The organism is Oceanobacillus sp. AG, assembly GCF_009746545.1.
GTDB classification, from domain to species: Bacteria; Bacillota; Bacilli; order Bacillales; family Amphibacillaceae; genus Oceanobacillus; species Oceanobacillus indicireducens.
Map to the genome: position 1 here is coordinate 1 of NZ_WOWT01000016.1, position 20,459 is coordinate 20,459.

The 20,459-nt window shown below is 36.2% G+C and carries 17 protein-coding genes and 2 pseudogenes; 3 read left to right on the forward strand and 16 right to left on the reverse strand.

From position 1 onward, the window contains the following. Window positions 1-111 precede the first annotated feature (111 nt). From GN217_RS09825 to GN217_RS09850, 6 genes are all read right to left on the reverse strand, one after another. Complete coding sequence (locus GN217_RS09825; protein WP_156856518.1) at window positions 112-3,324, reverse strand: non-ribosomal peptide synthetase; 3,213 nt, start codon at window positions 3,322-3,324, stop codon at window positions 112-114. Window positions 3,325-3,384: 60 nt separating this feature from the next. Next, window positions 3,385-4,563 carry a beta-ketoacyl synthase N-terminal-like domain-containing protein gene (locus GN217_RS09830; RefSeq protein WP_156856519.1) on the reverse strand — a complete coding sequence of 393 codons (1,179 nt, stop codon included), beginning with the start codon at window positions 4,561-4,563 and terminating at the stop codon, window positions 3,385-3,387. Then, window positions 4,564-5,784 carry a beta-ketoacyl-[acyl-carrier-protein] synthase family protein gene (locus tag GN217_RS09835; protein WP_156856520.1) on the reverse strand — a complete coding sequence of 407 codons (1,221 nt, stop codon included), beginning with the start codon at window positions 5,782-5,784 and terminating at the stop codon, window positions 4,564-4,566. Window positions 5,785-5,807: 23 nt separating this feature from the next. Next, window positions 5,808-6,050 carry an acyl carrier protein gene (locus GN217_RS09840; protein WP_156856521.1) on the reverse strand — a complete coding sequence of 81 codons (243 nt, stop codon included), beginning with the start codon at window positions 6,048-6,050 and terminating at the stop codon, window positions 5,808-5,810. 79 nt (window positions 6,051-6,129) lie between these two features. Then, on the reverse strand, window positions 6,130-6,861 hold the full coding sequence (locus tag GN217_RS09845; RefSeq protein ID WP_156856522.1) for a 3-oxoacyl-ACP reductase family protein: 732 nt from the start codon (window positions 6,859-6,861) through the stop codon (window positions 6,130-6,132). A gap of 61 nt (window positions 6,862-6,922) precedes the next feature. After that, window positions 6,923-8,407: a class I adenylate-forming enzyme family protein gene (locus GN217_RS09850; RefSeq protein ID WP_156856523.1), complete on the reverse strand. Its 1,485-nt coding sequence runs from the start codon at window positions 8,405-8,407 to the stop codon at window positions 6,923-6,925. Between the two features lie 318 nt (window positions 8,408-8,725). On the opposite strand from GN217_RS09850, the gene GN217_RS09855 reads away from it, so the two are divergent. Then, window positions 8,726-9,421 (forward strand): 4'-phosphopantetheinyl transferase family protein, encoded by a 696-nt coding sequence (locus GN217_RS09855; RefSeq protein ID WP_156856524.1) that lies wholly within the window; start codon window positions 8,726-8,728, stop codon window positions 9,419-9,421. Between the two features lies 1 nt (window position 9,422). Next, a complete protein-coding gene (locus GN217_RS09860; protein ID WP_232334403.1) occupies window positions 9,423-10,127 on the forward strand; it encodes a thioesterase II family protein in 705 nt (234 codons plus the stop codon). A 48-nt stretch (window positions 10,128-10,175) separates the two neighbouring features. Here the strand turns inward: GN217_RS09860 and GN217_RS09865 are convergent. Then, window positions 10,176-11,387, reverse strand: a pseudogene (locus tag GN217_RS09865) (transposase). Window positions 11,388-11,604: 217 nt separating this feature from the next. After that, window positions 11,605-12,887 (reverse strand): annotated as a pseudogene (locus tag GN217_RS09870) (IS4 family transposase). A 494-nt stretch (window positions 12,888-13,381) separates the two neighbouring features. Here GN217_RS09870 and cyoE point away from each other — a divergent pair. Continuing rightward, window positions 13,382-14,251: a heme o synthase gene (cyoE, locus tag GN217_RS09875; protein ID WP_156856526.1), complete on the forward strand. Its 870-nt coding sequence runs from the start codon at window positions 13,382-13,384 to the stop codon at window positions 14,249-14,251. Window positions 14,252-14,494: 243 nt separating this feature from the next. Here cyoE and GN217_RS09880 read toward each other — a convergent pair whose 3' ends face one another. The 8 genes from GN217_RS09880 to GN217_RS09910 all read right to left on the reverse strand — a co-directional run bounded on the left by GN217_RS09880 (window position 14,495) and on the right by GN217_RS09910 (window position 20,309). Continuing rightward, a complete protein-coding gene (locus GN217_RS09880) occupies window positions 14,495-14,731 on the reverse strand; it encodes a hypothetical protein (RefSeq protein ID WP_156856527.1) in 237 nt (78 codons plus the stop codon). Next, complete coding sequence (locus GN217_RS18965; protein ID WP_232334398.1) at window positions 14,728-15,024, reverse strand: RNA polymerase sigma factor; 297 nt, start codon at window positions 15,022-15,024, stop codon at window positions 14,728-14,730. Before GN217_RS18965 ends, GN217_RS09880 begins: the two co-directional genes overlap by 4 nt. Then, entirely contained in the window at window positions 15,006-15,218 is a 213-nt protein-coding gene (locus tag GN217_RS18970) for an RNA polymerase sigma factor (RefSeq protein ID WP_232334399.1), read from the reverse strand. Before GN217_RS18970 ends, GN217_RS18965 begins: the two co-directional genes overlap by 19 nt. 16 nt (window positions 15,219-15,234) lie before the next feature. After that, on the reverse strand, window positions 15,235-15,606 hold the full coding sequence (locus tag GN217_RS09890) for a hypothetical protein (protein WP_156856528.1): 372 nt from the start codon (window positions 15,604-15,606) through the stop codon (window positions 15,235-15,237). 234 nt (window positions 15,607-15,840) lie between these two features. Beyond that, window positions 15,841-16,971, reverse strand: a complete 1,131-nt coding sequence (locus GN217_RS09895; RefSeq protein WP_156856529.1) for a bifunctional cystathionine gamma-lyase/homocysteine desulfhydrase — start codon at window positions 16,969-16,971, stop codon at window positions 15,841-15,843. A 169-nt stretch (window positions 16,972-17,140) separates the two neighbouring features. Then, entirely contained in the window at window positions 17,141-18,097 is a 957-nt protein-coding gene (locus GN217_RS09900) for a PLP-dependent cysteine synthase family protein (protein WP_156856530.1), read from the reverse strand. A 34-nt stretch (window positions 18,098-18,131) separates the two neighbouring features. After that, entirely contained in the window at window positions 18,132-18,788 is a 657-nt protein-coding gene (locus tag GN217_RS09905; RefSeq protein ID WP_156856531.1) for a class I SAM-dependent DNA methyltransferase, read from the reverse strand. Between the two features lie 423 nt (window positions 18,789-19,211). After that, window positions 19,212-20,309 carry a 5-methyltetrahydropteroyltriglutamate--homocysteine S-methyltransferase gene (locus tag GN217_RS09910; RefSeq protein WP_156856532.1) on the reverse strand — a complete coding sequence of 366 codons (1,098 nt, stop codon included), beginning with the start codon at window positions 20,307-20,309 and terminating at the stop codon, window positions 19,212-19,214. Between the last annotated feature and the right edge of the window lie 150 nt (window positions 20,310-20,459).

Below are 20,459 nucleotides of genomic sequence, written 5' to 3' on the forward strand. Positions count from 1 at the left end.
TTAAACTTTACTGGTGATAGCTTCAGAATCACCCATGCATTATCAAGAAATAACTGAACAAAAATCGGTTGGCAAGCTTATGTATATTTTCATTGCAATGTTGTGTACTTTTTACTTGCAAAACACATCTACAATTGGGATATAGTCATAACCCTCATATTTACTATTTTTAATAATCTTCGCTAATCGCTCTATCGTTGGATTACTAAATATTTCCCTAAGTGATATTTCGACCTTCAGCTCTTTGTTAATCTTTGCCACTAAATTTGTTGCTCTGAGAGAATGGCCACCGATATCAAAGAAGTCATCTTTAACTCCAACTCGTTCTGTATCAAGGATTTCCTGCCAAATATTGGCTAATTTTTCCTCTATTGGATTACGAGGAAATACATACTCATTACCCGTTTGAAGTTCCCCTTCTGGTTCAGGAAGAGAATTACGGTCTATTTTCCCATTTGGTGTTAAAGGCATCTGTTCCAACTGCACAAAATAAGACGGAATCATATAGTTAGGCAACTGTTCTGACAGTTGTTCTTTTATCTCACTTATTGGATAAGAACGCTCTGCAACGAAATAGGCACAAAGTGCTTTATCACCATTTCCGTCCTCATTCGCAATGACAATGGCCTCCTGTACCTCTTGTATGTTTAATAAGGCTGTTTCAACTTCCTCAATTTCAATGCGGTAGCCACGTATTTTTATTTGATGGTCAACCCTTCCTAAGTATTCGATATTCCCATCCGGTAACCAGCGTGCCAAATCACCTGTTCGATACATACGACCTCCTGGGACAAATGGACTTTCCAGAAACTTTTCAGCCGTTAAGTCAGGACGGTTTAAGTATCCTCGGGCCACTCCGTCGCCTGCGACTACTAATTCTCCCCATACTCCTATAGGCTGTAAATTCATAGAACGATCCACTATATAAGCCTTGGAGTTGGCGATAGGTCTTCCAATCGGAACTGAACCTACCTGTTCACCGTATATGGCGAATGTAGTAGAAAATGTAGTATTTTCCGTTGGGCCATAGCCATTAATCAATTTTAACCTTGGATAATTGCGTTTTATCTTATTGACATAAGATACTGACAGTACATCGCCGCCAATAATTAATGTCTCTAAATGCTCAAACAAATGAATATCTTGTTCTGTAAGTTGGTTAAACAAAGGCGATGTTAACCACATGGTGTTAATACTAAAGCGCTCAATTAATTGCTTTAAACTAACAACATCTAATATCTGTTCATTTTGCGTCAAATACAGCTGACCACCATTTAAAAGTGAACCCCAAATTTCAAATGTAGAAGCGTCGAAGACAATGTTTCCGGTCTGAAGTATACGTGTCTCTTCGTTTAATATTACGTAGTCTGTCTGTTTGACCAAACGTACAACGCTGCGATGTTCTACCATAACACCTTTCGGTTTACCCGTTGAGCCTGATGTATAAAGCACATATGTCAAATGAGTTGGTTCCACTGATTTTCCGAGGTTGGTTCCATCTTGATGATAACTAGATTGATGGTCTAAAAATAACACTTTTCTCCCTTGTGGTATATGGCGATGCAAGTGACTCTGACTTAATATTATTTCTGCACCTGAGTCCTCTAACATATATTGAATCCGTTCCTCTGGATAGTCGGGATCAATTGGTAGATAGGCTCCGCCTGCCTTGAGAATACCAAGTATCCCAACAATCAAGTCCGGAGAGCGTTCTACCATAATGCCCACCAACTGATCAGGTCCTACTCCCTCTATTTTTAGCGTTCGGGCTAACTGATTTGCCTCTTTATTCAGTTCTCTATACGTTAGTTTCTGCCCCTCATACACTAACGCTATTTGGTTAGGCATACGCTCCACTTGTTCTTCAAACAATTCATGAATCACCTTATCCCTAGGGTAATTAATTGTTGTATCGTTGAATTTTTCAAGAATTACATTTTTTTCACCTTCCGATATTAAGGAAATACATTTAATCTCCTCATTTTCATGTTCTATTATATATTTTGCAATTTGCCGGAAGTGTTCAATAAATCTTGTTATTTCATGGTCATTAAATATAAATGTTCTATAGTCAAAATTAATAATTAGATTACCATTATCTAACTTTTCGACTAAATGAAGAGTTAAATCATTTGCTTCAACCCCACAAAACTGGTCTTCAAATTCAACTTCTATTCCATTTAACTCAAAAGGTTTAAAAGGCCTGTATTCCATTGCTATTCCGAAAAGGCGATGTAAATTTGGCATTTGATTTATTTTTCTTATATCTTGGATTAACTCATTATAGGGATACTTTTGATGGCGCATATTTTTTGATGATTCTATAAATAACCGCTTTAGAAAGGATGTTATTTTTTCATTTGGATCTAAAAACATCCGTGATGCTACCGTACTCGTAAACATTCCCATTGTATCTTTTTCTTTTTTCGTTAGCCTGTTCGAATAATTTGTTCCAATCACTATATCCTGACTATTCGTGGTCTTATATAAGTATATATATAGAATTGCTTGAAAAAATGTAAAAAGATTAACCTTAGACTCTTTACAAAATTTCTTGATCCTTTGTAAGTTATTACCTTCTATTAAAAGGGTCTTTCGATTTGCTGATGTACTTATTGTAAGAGGATTATAGAGATTAGTTTCTATATCATCTGGCAAATTTCGAAATGTTTCTAACCAGTAACTTCGATCTGTTTTATAGCGTTCAGACTCTTTATATTCCGCTTCCTCATGTATGTGTTCAATATAGGAGGGTTTTCGACTGTTTTCAATTACGGTACTCTGTTCTAAATGCACATAATTATCAAGAATTTGTTCAAACAAATTCTCCATAGACACACCGTCAGAAATAATATGGTGAATTTTTGCAGTGTAACCGTATTCCTCATTACTAGCTTTAAAAATCAAAAAATCGAATAGATCCGAATTAATTAGTTCCATAGGTTCTATATTATATGCTTTTAATTGGTTGTAAGAGTTAAACCGACCTTTGGGATCATTAAAGTCTATAAATTCTATCTCCCGATATTTATATTCTTCTATGCATTGTTTTGTTTCATTACCTTCCTGGAACAACTTGATTCGCAATGAATCGTTTTCCTTAATTACATTATTAATAGACTTCTCTAACAAATCTTTATTAATAGGAGCTTTAATCTTTATTATTCCTGAAAGAAGACATAATGCGGTATTGGGGTACAGTATCTCTGTGTTCCATATTCTTTGCTGTGCATCAGTTAAGGGATACGATTGAAATTCTACTAAATTCATTTTTATCTCCTTTAATTTTTTTGGCCGAGCATTGAACAAAAAGATTTTTTCCATTTTTATCGTAAATAAAAACACTGGAGAGGTAATTTATTTTTAATTTTTAGAATTGAGAGCTTACGCCAATTCCCTAACAAGAACCGAACTTGTACTCCCAGATAAATTATTCCCAGTTAATAAAACTTTTTTAATATCATTTAATCCATAATGAGACTTATTTAATAATGAATTTTGTTGATTTTTTTTACTATTTATTGCATTTATCGATGAAACTAACTGAAACACCCCCGATGCACCACTTGTTTCCCCTATTGTATTTTTTATAGCGAGTATTGGTTTCTTAGGAAAAATTTCATTTAGTGCATTAATTTCTACATTGTCTAGTTTTCGCAGTCCGTTAGCTCCAGAGATAATTAAATCTATATTTTCATTGTATTCATTACCCTTTTGCAGTGTCGTATTCATGCACCTAATACTCCCTTTTATTCTAGTTTCATTCCTATCGGTCGGAGTGAAACTAGAGTGCCAAGATACAAGTTCGCCTAAAATTGTAGCTCCGCGTTTAACTGCATTTTCATACCGTTCCAATACAACAGCTGCTGAACCTTCACCAGGAACAACACCTTTACTGCCAGGATTAAAAGATTCTCCATTATCTTCTGAATTTTCATCGGACAATAACCCTGCCACTTTATAATACCTTTCTATCTCTTCATTCCACTCTTCTGTTCCACCAACAACGACTGTATCAGCATTATTCTTTTTCAGCATATTGGCTGCATAGCCCAGTGCATCTAACCCAGCGCAAAATCCGGAAGCTATGGTTGTATTAAACGCTCTAGATTGAATGCGTATAGCTAAATGAGAAGCTGGTGAATTGACTACTGTATTAGGAGCCTGCATAGGACTCACAAACTTTGGTCCCTCAGTGATTGATGTTTTATCAAACTGAGAACTCATTTTCAATCCACTATAATTAGTACTGACAACAATACCCATTCTGTCTGATGTAGTCGTTTTTATATCAATGTTGGCATTTTTAAGTGCTATTATAGAAGCTACTGACAAATATAATGATGACGGTTGCATAAATTTCAACCCTTTTTTTCCTAGAAATTCAGCAGGTTCTAAATGATTTACCCGAACAACACTAGGATTTTCTATTAGATTTAAACTGGTTTGAACTAGAGGTGTAGCATCATTCTGAATAGCAGTCCATAATGCTTTATTATCTACACCGAAGGCAGAAACAGTACCCATACCAGTAACAACAATACGTTCTTTATCTTGATACATCTAATCAGATACTCCTTTCAAAACAATCGTAGAAATGTTACCTCCGAAAGCAAAGGCATTACTTATTGCAACATTGACGGGTTGATAAATAGCTTTGTTAGGCACTACATTTTTTACGCATTCCGGATCAAGTTCTGTAACATTCATTGTTGGAGGTACGATTGAATGAAATATTGCTAAAGTAGAGGCAACTGCTTCAATTGCACTTGAAGCTCCCATAGAATGACCAAGCATCGATTTAATAGAACTAACTGGAATTAAATCAGCTCGTTCCCCAAAAACGGAATAGATTGCCAAAGACTCACTGATATCATTTGCTTTAGTGCCAGTTCCATGAGCATTAATATAAGAAACATCTTTCTTATCTACATAAGCATTTTTTATTGCCCTTTCCATTGCTAACGCTGCTCCCGCCCCTTCTGGATGAGGTGCTGTAATATGGTATGCATCACCGGATAGACCGTACCCTGCCAGTTCAGCATACATTGTAGCCCCTCGTTGCTTTGCTTTTTCCATGTCTTCTAGCACTAAACTTGCTGACCCTTCACTAACAATCATACCGGTTCGATCTTTGGTAAACGGCTGACAAAGATCTTGAGTCATTGCTCCAAGTCTATGAAAGACGGTATAACAAAATCTCGATATACCATCTGCTCCACCTACAATAATTGCATCTACTTCGCCATCTTGAATTAAATCTGCACCATAACTTATCGCATTATTGCCAGAGGCACAAGCGGTCGAGATAGTCAGGCTAGGGCCTTCGAGTCCTAATTCAACAGAAACAGAGTTAGCAACATTAGTTAATGAAGTGTTCAATATGTAATTAGATTGCGGATTAATTTCTTCATTATTTTTCTGTATATCATTAATATGTTCTAAGGTAGAGCTATTACCAAGCGAACTCCCCATACATACGCCGATACGATGTTTCGAATAAGTATTGGGTAATATACCAGCATCACTCCACGCCATACGCGAGGAAGCCACGGCTAATTGTGAGGTCCTTCCCATTACTTCTGGATTTAACTCTTGTATAAAAGAGGTTGGATCCAGATCGGTGACCTCCCCTCCACGATTAATATTAAATAACGATGTATCAAAAGATGTAATCTCGCTTGTACCCACCTCACCATTTATTAAAGCATTCCAAAAGTTTTCTTTACCAGAACCAATTGGAGAGAGAACACCTAATCCGGTGACCGCTATACGATTTTTCATTCTAATCTCCTTCTATATAAATTTTATTTGTTTTCTATAAGTTCTTGAACAGCACTATACATTGCATTTATATCAGTAAACTTTGGAATATAATCTTCCGTTATCGTGATTTTAAAGGTTTTTTCTACTCGAACTAAAATTTCTATTATCATCATTGAATCTACACCTAATTCTTCAAGAAAATTCGCATCATCTCCAAAAGTTTCTTCCTCAATTACCTCGGATATAATATTTCTTAATACTTCTTTAGTGTCTTGGGCAATCATTTGAAAACCTCCATAATTTATTTTTTAATAGTGTTTCTTTGAACAGGAGGGAATCTAGCATTTAAGTAATATGGCACATTTAAAGCGAAAGCCCTCCATCGATTGTAAGAATACTACCAGTTATATAATTAGAACCCAATAAAAAACAAATCGCTTCAGCAACTTCGGAAGGATTTCCAGCTCTGCCTAAAGGAATGTCCTTTAAGAGTTTGTCTTTGTCACTTTCAGTTATTGAATCCCACATATCTGTTTCTATTCTTCCCGGAGCAACTGCATTTACTGTTACATCATAAGGCGCTACTTCCTTTGCCAATGTTTTAACAAAACCAATTTGCCCCGACTTTGTAGCAGAGTAGTTTGTTTGTCCTTCAAAACCTTTAAACGCACTTACTGAACTAACACAAACAATTCTTCCATGATTTTGTTTAATAAAATCAAAAATTGCAGCTCGTGCATAATTAAATGTTCCATTCAAATTAGTTTGTATTATACTTTCCCAATCTTCTTCTTTCATTAAATAAAATGGTTTATTTTTAGCAACACCTGCATTGATCACTATCCCATGCAATTTATTGAACCGTTCTTTAACCTTTTTGATTGCTTCTTTTGCTTGAGCGAAATTTCGAGCATCTGCTTGAACTGCAAAAATTTTATTTTCATCATCAAACTCAGCACAAATTTCTTCAGCTAGTCCTTTATTTGTATTGTATGTAAAGGCGACATTTGCTCCTAATTCAATAAGGGTTTTAACAGTAGCTTTTCCAATTCCACGAGTTCCACCTGTTACTAAAAAGGTTTTATCTTTTAACATTAAATACCTCCTAAAAAAATCCCCCAAACTATTTCACAATAATTAAGTTAACAAATGCATATTAATAGTTTTTGCTGAACCGCTGAACCTCCCTCCTACGTACTTTACCTGCAGAAGTTTTTGGTAAAGCATCTCTGACCACAATTTTTCTTGGTATCTTATAAGCTGATAATCTTTGGTTGCAAAATTGAAGAATATCTTCCTCAGATACAGTTTTATTTGTTACTACAAAAGCAACGGGTATCTCTCCTCTTTTATTATCAGGGTTTCCTACTACCACAGACTCCGTTATCGCTGGATGATTATTTAAAACGTCCTCAACTTCATAAGGATTAACCTTTTTCCCATTTACGTTTATCGTTATATTCACTCGTCCCGCTAGATTTAACTCATTAACTTCATTTAGATACGCTAAATCTCCAGTTCTCCACCAACCGTCTTCTAATATGTAAGAACCGATGTCTACATCTTCTATCTTCAAATAACCAACAGCAAGAGATGAACTGTTTATAAGTAATTCACTTACTCTCCTGCCATTCACCTCAATGACATTATTTTTATCAAACTTAATTTCTACGCCTTTTAAAAGTTGTCCAACATTATTAGATGAATCTTCTGCATTACGACTCTGTTGAATAGATATAGCTCCCGCTTCGGATGAACCATATATATTATGAATATTTAAATTCAATTTTTCTCTACAAGATTGCAAGAGTTCCTTCGATAAAGGTGACGTGGACGATAAAGCAAAACGGATCTCATTAAAAGGTTGATCAACATGTTGAACTAAAAAATTATAATGAAAAGGCAATGCCATCATTACAGTATATGATAATTGTCGGGTCTTATTTTCCAGAGTTGAAGGAAGAACGTGCGCCCCGAGGTAAGACACACTTGCCCCACTTAAGAAAGTTGCAAAGCACCCACATATTAATCCAAATGCATGATAAACTGGAGCAGCACAAAGGACGCGATCAGAGGAAAGCATACCAAGAGAACTTCCGATTCTCAACCCATCTCCAACAATACTATCTACTGTTTTTACAACGCCAGATGGCACTTTCGTAGAACCAGAAGTTAGTAGAACGATGTAACTTTGTTTATTATTAGGGGCTATGTATTCATTCCAACAACTTGCAGTCAATCCAGTGTATGCTAGTAAATATTCATTTCCAAAACAATTTAACTTTTGAATGTTCTGTCCTCTGAATTCTTCTGCTTTCGAGGAACTTGTCTGGTGCAATTCATAGCAGGTTTGGTACATATTCATTATTTGTTCCATTTCTGTGTCTTTTAAATTGGGATCAACTAACATTACAGAAATATTCAAGTAACTCGCAGCAACCACTGTTGCCCAGACAACTTCGCTTTGCTCAAGTACGATAGCTATTGGGGTTTGTGGCGTCAAACCAGATTTTTTTAATTGATTTATAATCTTATTTACTTCTAATACGAATTCTTCATAGGTGATTATTCTTTGATGGGTTAGTATTGCCGGTGAGTGAGGATTTACCTTTGATACGCTTTCAATGGATTCAAATAACATTAGCAAGAGTCACTTCCTTTGTGTTATATTAAAAGGCATTTTTAAGGTGATGTATTTGATTTACTAATTAACGACTAATGTATGACAAGAAACGAAAACCATACTTTTCTAGGGGGGGTGAAATCGAATTATTCTATAAATTTCATAATAACACTATTTTAATAAAATTTCAACAAAAAAGACCATCACCGGAATATTCTGTATGTAAAATTAATGCATTTTCTTTGGTTTTGCATAATTAAATAATTTGTATTTTTATCTGAAAATATTATACAATGTATATAAAATATAATATTTAAAAATTTAGGAGAACGTAAAATGAAAGTCTATCTAATTCATATTGACTCCTGTGTTGAACTCAAAGATTTTGAAAATCTTTATCCAATATTAGATATAAAGACAAGAAAAAAGATATCTAGGTTATTTAATAAGAATGATAAAGTTCGTTCTCTTTTAGGTAATGTATTTTTAAAGTATCTTCTTTCAAGAGAATTAAATTGCAAATTGTCAGAACTAGAAATCTCATATGGGAAGTATGGTAAGCCCCTTCTTTCGAAAAACAGCTGGTTGTCTTTTAATATCTCTCATTCCAATGAATTTATTGCGATTGCTATATCAGACAGAAATATTGGTATTGATATAGAAAAAAATATCGACTTAGATTACGAAGAATTGGCAATGAGTTTTTTTACGAAACAGGAATATAACTACATTAGTACTTCTCCTAATGTTAAAGAAAGTTTTTTTAAAATATGGACTTTAAAAGAGAGTTACCTCAAAGCAATAGGCACTGGATTACATACCCCTTTAAACTCTTTTTATTTTTCATTACAAGATGATAATGAGATAATTTTATTACATAAAGATTGCGATAATGAAAAGTTTTACTTTCATAATGTGGTTATACAAAATAATTATCACTTATCTGTTTGTTCAACTAAGGAGATTAAGGATCTAAAAATCCAAAAGTATAATCAAGTAGAATTAAAAAAATTGTTATTGGGAGGTAATTAACATTAAAGTCTTCTGTTTAGGATATGCTGGCTCTTCAAAAACCGTTTTTAGAGAGTGGAACAAAAATACACATAGTATTAAGTTTATACCCATAGAGTATAAAGGACGTGGTACAAGATTTAATGAATTTAGTTATACCGATTTTAGCGAAGCAATAGATGATATGTACAATATGATTAAAATAAGTAGCGGCAATAACAAATACGCGATATTTGGACATAGTATGGGTGGTTATATAGCTTATGAATTATTTTACAAACTTAACAGCAGTTATGTTAGCCCTCCTGAACACCTTTTCTTAAGTGGGATAAATCCCCCAATGTTAAGAAAAAGTACCGATATATCTCACTTAGATGATGATAGGTTCTTAGAACGGGTCATTGAACTCGGAGGTATACCAAGCGAATTGCTTGCACATAGAGATGTACTAAATTTCTTTCTACCTACATTAAAGAGTGATTTTAGAATTGTTGAAGAATACAAACATAAATCTAAAAATAAGAAAATAGATTGCAATATGACGATTATCCAGGGTACTGAAGATACACTTACCCAAGACTATAATAATGTTTGGAAAGAATTATGTGAAAAGAATGTTAAGTTCTATAAAATAAAAGGGAATCACTTCTTTTTACATAATAATACAGAGTTGTTAAAAAATATAATTATTAATAACCTGAATCAATTTCATAATTGCTCTTTTTAAAAATACAAAGACGTACCGAATTTCTGATTTGCATTTTTAAAACAGAAATCATGCAGTTTGTTGCTGATATAATTCCGCATTAATTCGATCTGCAGCGAGTTTTGAAGCATTATAAACGAGTGTGACCATGTCAAAGTGGATTTTTGCACGTTCTCCGGTACGATAACGAACATTGTCTAACTGAAACCATTCCTTAAGATACGCGTTCACACGTTCTACAGCCGTAGGACGTTTGTAAATGTTTTTCCATGCCAAGGACCCGCGGGCTGGAGCAGTATACTTCCTGAGGTCTTTCGTTATTTTCATTTTATAAACCTTTTGACAGATACCCTCATTCGCTAAAGGGCATTCCCTGCATTCTTTTGGGCTCGTGTATTTTAGTGTTTCATATTTGGCATCTAAGCTATCATAACGGTACGAATGCCCACGAAAACAGGTTGGGACAAAGTGTTTGTCAAAGCCAATCGCTTCCCCTTCATTGCGCTTGTATATGCAATCACGGATAGTTGGTCCATCCGGTGGACTTCCTCGTAAATCGGTTTAAAGTCATAGCCTGCATCTGCCGTCTGATGACGTAAATTCAGCCCAGAAAGGGCGTTCATGAACGCCCTTAAGCAACGGGATCGCAGCCTTCCCATCATTTAGATTGCCTGATGAAAAGAGGGAATCCAAAATATATTGACTGGATGTGCCAACAATTAAGTGAGCTTTGTAGCCAAACCAAAAAACATTTTTTCCTTCCGAGTTCTTCTTTACGCCCCATTTTGGGTCTATGGGAACTTCTGAACGTAACTTAGCTAAAAGAACATCTAATTGTGCTTCTATTTTCTTTTCATATAAAGGCATAGTTGCTTCTTTTTCGGCTTGGTCTTTTGGCCATTGTTCACGCTCTTCTTTTGTTTTGCGCCCACATTTTTTCGGCTCGGACTTTGGCTTTTCTTCTTTCGGTGGCGCTTGATCACGAGCTTCAAAGTGAGTGGCATCAATGGCAGCTGTATCGTCTGTGATAAAGCCCTCATCAATGGCTTGAAGTCAGATCTTTTATGGTTGGGATTCGTTCTACATATCTCACAAAACAGAGGAAATAATCATGGCGACATAATTTAGCTCTTCAGGTGCGCCAAGGCGCGATTTCTTAGTTACTACATGATAGATAGCGTCCACATCTATCGTCGAAATAATCGCTTCATACTTTTGGGTAGGCTCCATGTCGTATAATTCTTGGATGCCAAATAAGCTTGATTGTCGTATAATGGTCATAAGAAGCACTCCTCTAGTCTTTTTATGGTTTTGTCTTTATTACCATTATACAAGATTTGGGAAGGTGCTTCTTTTTTGACGTCTTAAATGCATTGGGACACACAATGGCTACGAATTATGAAATTCATTCACCTCAATAAATAAACAGTAAATTATTTATAAGTTTCCAAGTATAGTCTCCGATCCATTAGAATAATGCTTCGTTGTTGATATTAACTCAACTTTCGCAGCACAAATTAGGCAGGTAATCCTTGATGTATCTGGACAAGCCTGCAACCCATTGTCCTGCTAGCTGTTGTAAAGCAATTGCCCAATCTAGTTCGCTGACTTCATCGCAAAGTTCATAAAACAATCCGCCAATTGTTCTATCATCGGTACTACATCGATGTTGCCAAGCTAAAGTGATATAACGAGTAAAGACAATAGTCGTATGACTAATTATGGAATCAAAACACTGGCCTTGTACTTCCTTTTGAAGACGTAAAAGACTCTTGGTACACTTGAAAAAAACCTCAATGTCCCAGCGCATGGGATAATTTTAAACAATCTCTTTTTCTGTAAATGTGCAATCTGTACTTAAGATTGCTAGCCATTGTTTTTGTTTTGATCAGTGTTCACCTTAACGGAAAGGCCATTAGAAAGATGGGTATGGATTGAACGAATAATCCCATTTCACCCCTGTACAGGAATAGCATGAAAATACAATTCTTTGAGGGATACCCTTCTGTTTCCAACAATATAGTTTTGTTTTGTCGCTTTAACCATTCCTATTAGATCCAGTCCACGCTCGGTAAGCTTGGTTACAAGGTCTTGATGAATGAACCAAGAGTCCATTAACACATAAGGTGCATGAATTCCCTTTTGAAGTGCACGATCAATCATTTTAACGACTTGCTCTGGGCCTTTCTCAAATGCATCTAAACGTCTTTTATATCCGGATGTTCTCTCGTCAATCTTTACTATAATCCCGTTAATTTGGGCTTTAACCGAGCTGAGTAATGCGAAGTTAACAGGAATGATATACCATCAGACCAACCTAAAGTAAGCATACGAAACCCTTTATAATAACGGGGTTGATTGGAAGAATGGTTTTTACAACGTGCAAGTAATTCCACTTTTTTTACTACGGTTACGGTCGTATTTAGAGTCGTCAATGATAAACGCTTTCACATGTGAGGATGACGTGAGTGTAGTTACTTTATGGATTACGCTAGCACTTAATGAAAGCAAGAATTGATGCCAAGAAAATTTTGGATTATTTAAGAAGCGATGAACAGAGTCTCTTTTGGGAGAATCCTCACCTCTCTAACTTTCCAGGTACTGAAACAGATTTTTTCCATTAAAAACAAGACTAAATACAAGTATGAATAGGTATGACGTAGAAAAGCCTTTGGATTTGTTAATCCCAGCTGTATATAAATGTTTAATGACATTTAACTCATTAAATACAGATTTTATTTCATTTGGTAGTTGCTCATTTTGCTTGTTTTGTTCTATCATAGTAGGAGATACCTCTTCTATTTGGTAGTTTTTCTGCAAATTAACTATACAAATGTGGAGGTGTTTTTCTTGTTTTAACTATTTTGTCAAGGGGCATTTTTGAGCTTAACAATAGCTACTGCGACAGGAAGTCAGGCTGAATTTTCATGTGCGAAAGTTGAGATATTAATATCTAAAAATAACAATCTATTTAAAGCGCTATCTCTTAAAAAGAAAATTTTCGTTATAATTGCTGATTCAAAATGCATTTTTATACTGCTTTGTTCTTCTAGGATTAATTAATCTATCAATAATCACTTTCCCTACTTCTCTTGACAATACCTAAAATTAATATACCATGTGATATATAAGTAGATTTATATATTTACATATATTTAATTTACTTTTATGAACTGAATATAGTACCTAATTTTTATTCTAATTAGTAATAAAGAAAGGGAAGGCATAATGCAAACGAAAGACATCCAAATAGAAAAAAAAAGCGTTTAACAAATATATTAGGAAGTACCATCAAATCTGGCATTATTAAATCTAATTTAATTCCGATGTTTGCGGGATTAACACTGGCTATATATACATATCAATTTAGCTTACTTGAAAAACTTCCAGAAATGTTATTTGCTTTAATAGGAACTGTTTTAGTTATAGGGGCAGCTGGTGCTTTTAATAACTTATATGATCGTGATATAGATTCTATTATGAAACGAACTAAAAACAGACCGACGGTCACTGGAGAAATAACACCGAAAGCAGTTTTGTGGCTCGGAGTTTTTATGTCTACTTCTGGAATTTTAATACTTTCCTTAGCAACTCGTCTAGCAGCAATTCTTGGGTTTCTAGGATTGTTTTTATATATCGTTCCCTATACAATGTTAAGTAAACGAAGGACGATTTATAATACTGAGATCGGAAGTATTTCAGGAGCTATGCCCCCCCTCATTGGATGGGCAGCCATGTATCCAGATATTAGTCATCCCGCTATTCTAGGGCTTTTTGTAATTACTGTTATTTGGCAAATGCCACATTTTTATTCCATAGCTATACGAAAGCATGAAGAATACAAGGCCGCAAAGGTTCCTATGCTCCCTGTTATCAAAGGGGTTAAAAGAACATATATACAAACTAATATCTATTTAATTTTTTTAATTGCAACAAGCTTTCTTTTTTGGACTTTAAGCCTTGGGCTTACCTCGGTAGCCCTTCTTCTAAATGTAACATGGTTAATTTTAAGCGTTTTCGGTTATAAAAAGATGGATTCAAAACAATGGGCAAAGATAATGTTCACCTATTCTCTATTACATATGACTATTTTATTTACAACTGTAATAATCTACTCTCTCATGGGTACCATTTTCCAATTATAATATCCTATTATGTATGCTTGTAATCCAGCTGGTTGTTGACACTGGGCCTATAGTAGACCCGAAGTAAAACTAATAATTTATATAATAACGCATACAAGAGTAGCCAATTAAGTCAATTTTGAACCATAGAATAAATATTCTTTTTCTCTTCACATATAACATATTTATAAAAGTAACTGTCAGCAAATGCATATTATGCATTTGCTGACAGTTACTTTTCTTTTTCTCTTTAACGCTTCCTACTCAAATCAATAGAAGCGGTGCTAAACAAATAAAAAATATGAGAACCATTGGGTACAAAACAAGCTTTATGATAGAATCCCCTTTAATCCGAAGCACATCAAGCGGGTTCTTGGCCGGCGCATGAATCCAGTTAGCAAGACGTTCCCATTTACTCCTCTTTAACGGAATATCCGGTACTTCCACATGGAACTCATCCAATTTACTTTTAAGTTCATCTGGAAATTCATTTTTACTCATTCTCCTACCTCCAACATTTCCCTTAATTTCGTCAACGAAACATGTAGACGTGATTTTACTGTTCCTAAAGGGATTCCAAGAATCTCGGAAATATCCTTTTGGGTTAAATCGTGATAGTAGGTTAGTAAAATAACTGCCCGCTGTTCAGATGGTAATTGTTGAATTGCCGCTTGTATCGTTAATCTTTCTGCCGTCGAGACGTTATCTGTTTGATTTTGTATAAACAAGAACGGCAATAATTTCTTCATTCGGTTACGTTTGTTCAAGCGGTTGATCATAAGCTGATAAGCCATTCGGAATAAATAGGTTTTATGCTCGATTTTCTCTCATCAAAGCGTCCCCGATATTTGGAAAACCGGACAAAGGTATCTTGTACAAGATCGAAACTCATTTGCTCATCTTGACAATATCTATAGACGAATTGATAGATCGCAGTTTTATAAGTCGCAAAAAGTGCTTCTGCCGAATACGGATCTTGCTTCTCCATACAAGAATCTATTTCCTTATTCAAATTCATCGGACCACCGCTCTTTAATTCCTTTAAAGACATATGCAATTCTCGTGACGAACCAAGTAAATGTGATTAGAGAAAACACAAAGGTTTGATGAATAAAAAATTGTATCCAAGGGCTATCTATATTATCGCCACGTAGCAAAAATACGAATAAGCCTGTTATATATAAGAATGTATAAGCTGCAGCGATAATAATCACATAATCCCATCTCGTCCACTGGAAATAAATATCCGATTTTTTAAAATCAATATTACCCAATTTGTTTCGAACTACCTTTTTATTCATTGTAGCAATGATTATAACAAAAACCGTTCCTAGAACTGCTGCTACAACACTGCTTATTAACCAGCCTAACGCCATCGATTATCAAACTCCTTTTCTTCCTTTACTTTCTTATACAATGTTAGGGATAAAAAGGTTCAGTGAATGATGATAAAGTGAAACTTCATTCGATGGGGTATTACAAACCGTTAATGCGTGATAATAAATTCTCCCTCAATTTTAATCTAAGCTTAATTCGAAATGCATTATCTATTAATTCACTCAAAAAAGCTCACTATCCATTTAATAATGAGCTTTTTGCAAACGTTACATCTAATCTAACGCTTGTTGCAGATCCTCCATTAAATCCTTTACATCTTCTAAACCAACTGAAAGACGAATCAAACCATCTTCTATCCCTAATTCAATTCTTCGCTCTCTCGGGATAGAGGCGTGTGTCATCTTTGCTGGAAGTGAAATAAGGCTTTCGACAGCTCCCAGACTCTCAGCAAGAGTGAAATATCTTACTTTATTAAGAACTTCCATTGCTTTTTCTTCATTGTCTACCGTAAAGGATACCATCCCGCCGAAACCACCTGATTGCTTGGCATGAATTTCACGGTTCGGATGCTCTGGTAAACCTGGATAGTACACGTTTCCAACTTGTGGATGGTTTACAAGAAATTCAACAATTTCACTCGTATTACTTTCGATTTCTTCCATTCTAACTCCTAATGTTCGGATTCCTCGAATCAGCAACCAACTATCATGAGGAGCTAGAACACCACCGGTCGCATTTTGAATAAAATGTACTGCTTCACCAAGCTCTTCGTCGTCTACTACTACTAGACCCGCTACAAGATCGCTATGGCCTCCTAAATATTTCGTTGCACTATGGATGACAATGTTTGCTCCATGATCAATTGGCGATTGCCAATATGGCGTATGGAATGTATTATCAACAATTAATGTTAAGTTATTTCCTTTTGCAATATCCGCTAACGCTTCAATATCCGTTATTTTCAACAATGGATTTGTCGGTGTTTCTATAAAAATAGCTTTTGTCTCCGGGCGAATGTTTTCTTTAACTTCGTCCAAATTACTTGAATCTGTGAAGGTTACATCGATGTTCCGGTTATTTAAGATCTTTGTCATGTAGCGATAAGTTCCGCCATATACATCATCAGTAATCAGGATATGATCTCCCGATTGAAATAGATCCATTACCGCTGCAATTGCAGCCATTCCAGAAGCAAAAGCAAAGCCACGCTTCCCTTTTTCCAGATCAGCAATAAGTGTTTCTAAAGCCTCTCGCGTAGGGTTTCCCGTCCGTGAATATTCATAAGTAAAATTACCGACACCATTTTGCTTAAATGTGCTTGCCTGATAAATCGGCGGCGACATCGCGCCAACATTTTTATCAATAGCTGCTCCACCGTGAATTAATTGCGTTTTCTTTCTCATCTTATTCTATCCCTCCTTAGAATGAAACTTCATTCAGTGGGGGTTTCGATGCACTGGACGTGCTAGTGTCGACATTGCGACAAGACGTCGCGTATTTAGTCGACGGCCCTTCTCCCACTGAATTCGCTTTCGTGAATCAGGGTGGTAGCGTCCGCCTAAATAAATTTGATTAACCTCTTCCTTTTGATGCGGAAGTGTTACGGACGTTTTCCCCGCGATAGATTCCCGTACTCAAGTAGCGTTCACTACTGTCCGGAAAAATAGTTACGATATTTGTTCCAGGCTCCGCGATTTCTGCTTCTTTTAAAGCAGCTTCTACTACAGCACCGGAAGAACTGCCAACGAGTAATCCTTCATATTTTGCTATCTCAGCTAATCGGGCAAATGCTTGTTCGTCGGTAACCGTATAAATTTTGTCAAATAGACTCCGGTCCATAATGTCTGGTATGAATTCTACTCCTATTCCCTCTATTTTATAGGGACCCGGGTCACCCCCATTTAAAATGGATCCTTGAGGTTCCACAATTACTGTCTTTACTTGTGGCTGCTTTTCTTTTAGATAACGTGCCACGCCAGTAAACGTCCCACCCGAACCGGCACCAGCAATAAAAATATCAACTCTTCCATCTAAGTCAGCTATAATTTCCGGCCCAAGTGTATCATAATAGGTGTTTGGATTATCTTCATTATAAAATTGATTAGGAATATAGGCGCCCGGACGAACGCTTGCAAGTTGTTGCGCCTTTTCTATTGCATAGGCCATCCCAAACTCTGTCGGTGTATTGATTACTTCAGCGCCTAATGCCCGCATAAGGGCCTGTTTCTCCTGACTAAATTTTTCAGGAGTAACGAAAATAGCATGTAATTGATAATGGATTGCAGCAAGTGCCAAGCCAATCCCCGTATTACCCGCGGTCGGCTCAATCACGGTGTCTCCCTTTTGTAATTCCCCTTTTTCGATAGCTTTTTGAATGAGATAAAATCCGAGCCGATCCTTGATGCTCCCACCAATATTCTGGAACTCCAATTTCGCAAACAGCCTTACATCTTTTGGTAAATCATATGCAGTGATTTCAAACATTGGCGTGTTCCCAACCAACTGGCTGAGGTTTTGTATGATATTCATTCTTTCCACCACCTGCCTCATATGGACATTTTTCTTATGCGAGCTTTGCTTCTCTATTCAATTGCGCTTCCATAATCCATACATAATCATTGATTTGTTCAAAACTTGTTGTAAACCCATACTGATGAAGTATCTGTTCCATCTTAGGGATGGTCGTGTAATATTCCGTATTCAAATCCTCTGCTAATCGATGATAACCCTTCTTTTTCGCCTGTAGATAGGCTTCATTTTTCTTTTTATCATTCTCGAAGATCGTATCACCGAAGATAATTTTCCCTTGCGTGTCTAATATATTTGTGTAGAGTTTAATCGCTTGCTCCTTTTCCTTATCCGTCAAGTGATGAAATGCATAGCTACTCACAATTGCGTCTACCTTTTTATTTTGTCTGGGAAAGGATAGAAAATTGCCTTTCATAATTTTCGTGTTAGGAAGTTTTTGCTGGGCAATTTTCCGCATATTGTCTGAAGGCTCAATCCCAACCACTTCTAACCCTTTTTCCATAAGCTTTTTTGTTAAATTACCTGTTCCTACGCCAAACTCAATGACAAAACCATGCACACGATCACTAATCTTCTGAAGAATTATTTCATAATTTCTGAATACTTCTCGATATTCCATATCAGCCCCCTGAACCGTATCATCGTAACTCGCTGCCCACTCGTCAAATAAACGATTAAACTGCTCTCCCAATCCAACCACACCATTCATATAAATTTACTTGGTATTATGATATTAACAAAGTATAATAATTGTTACAACTCTTACGATTAAAATCCAAACGTAATGTCCACCAATAAAAAAAGCAAACTTCCAGCAGCTACATACTGCTCGAAATTTGCTTTTTTGACCTTTTTCATTCACTATTAAATAATTCTTAAAGTGAAACTTCATTCAGTAGGGGTTTCCTCCCCTTGTTCCTTCCCTCCCCACTGAATGTTAGTTGAACAGAATCAGGGATTTACGGACTGTATATCCCCCCACCTTCACATGTTGGGCTTCCCCGTTTAGAAGTGGGGGTATTACAGACCGTTAATGTGTATAAAACACGAGAGTCTTCTGCTTGTTAAATAACAGGTGTACCGTCCAAATGCTTAAGATTATCTCATTTTGGTATCACCAAATTTCCTTTGATAACTCAACGATAAAGCGTAATTTCTCCCATTGCTGTTCTTCCGTTAACTTATTTCCGTGATGGGTTGATGAAAATCCGCATTGTGGGCTTAAGCAAATTTGCTCCTTGGGAATGTATTGTGTCGCTTCTTTTATTCGATCTTTAAGCTTTTCCTTATCTTCCAGTTCACCTGACTTCGAAGTAACTAATCCAAGGACCACTTGTGGCCCACCCTTAGGAATATGGGCTAAAGCTTTGAAATCCCCAGAACGTTCGTCATCATATTCCAGGAAAAATCCATCCACTTTTTCCTTCGCGAGTAAGGTTGGTGCAATCAAATCATAACTACCACTGAACATGTATGCAGACTGGTAATTTCCACGGCATAAGTGCGTTGTGACAGTTAAATCCGCTGGTTTACCATCCAACACTCCATTGATTACGCGGAGGGCCAAGTCGATGTATTGCTCTCTCGAGTAGCCATCTTCAGGGAATTCCTTCTCAGGAGAAGAGAGTCCTGCAATGTATACGTCATCCAATTGCAAGTAACGGACACCTGCATCGTAAAACGCTTGAATCGCATCACGGTATGCTTGAATAACATCTTTCGCATAATCTTCAATATCAGAATAAACCGTTTCATCCATCATGCCGGGGTGGAATAGCTGATTCGGACTTGGAATCGTTTGTTTTGCGACTGCACGACCATCAACAATTTTATTAAAGACCTTAAAGTCCTCAATAAATGGATGGTTCGGATTGAATGACACTTTTCCGTTGTTGCGAATTGTGTACTTTTCTGTTTCTATCCCTTTAAATCGATAACCATGCTCTGGAACATAGCCCTCTATGCCATTTAAATGCTCAAGGAAATCAGTGTGCCAGAATCTACGGCGGAATTCTCCATCCGTTACAACCTCTAAGCCAACTTCAATCTGCTTATCAACAATTCGGGTAATCTCTTCTGTTTCAATCGCATATAATTCATCCGCTGACTTCTTTTCGGCCTGAAAATCTGCTCTTGCTTGCTTAATGCTTTCGGGTCTTAATAAACTTCCAACATGATCTGCTCGAAATGGCGCTTTCGTAAGTGTCGTCATTGTATTTCCCCTTTTCATTATATATTTTGATTAGAAGACTCTGTCTTCACCAAGCTTTTACGGCGAATGCTCTAGTTGCATTTATGCGGGAAGAAAGGATTTCTACTTTCATATCTGCAAAAATAAGAAAATCCCCTTCTTGAAAATAAG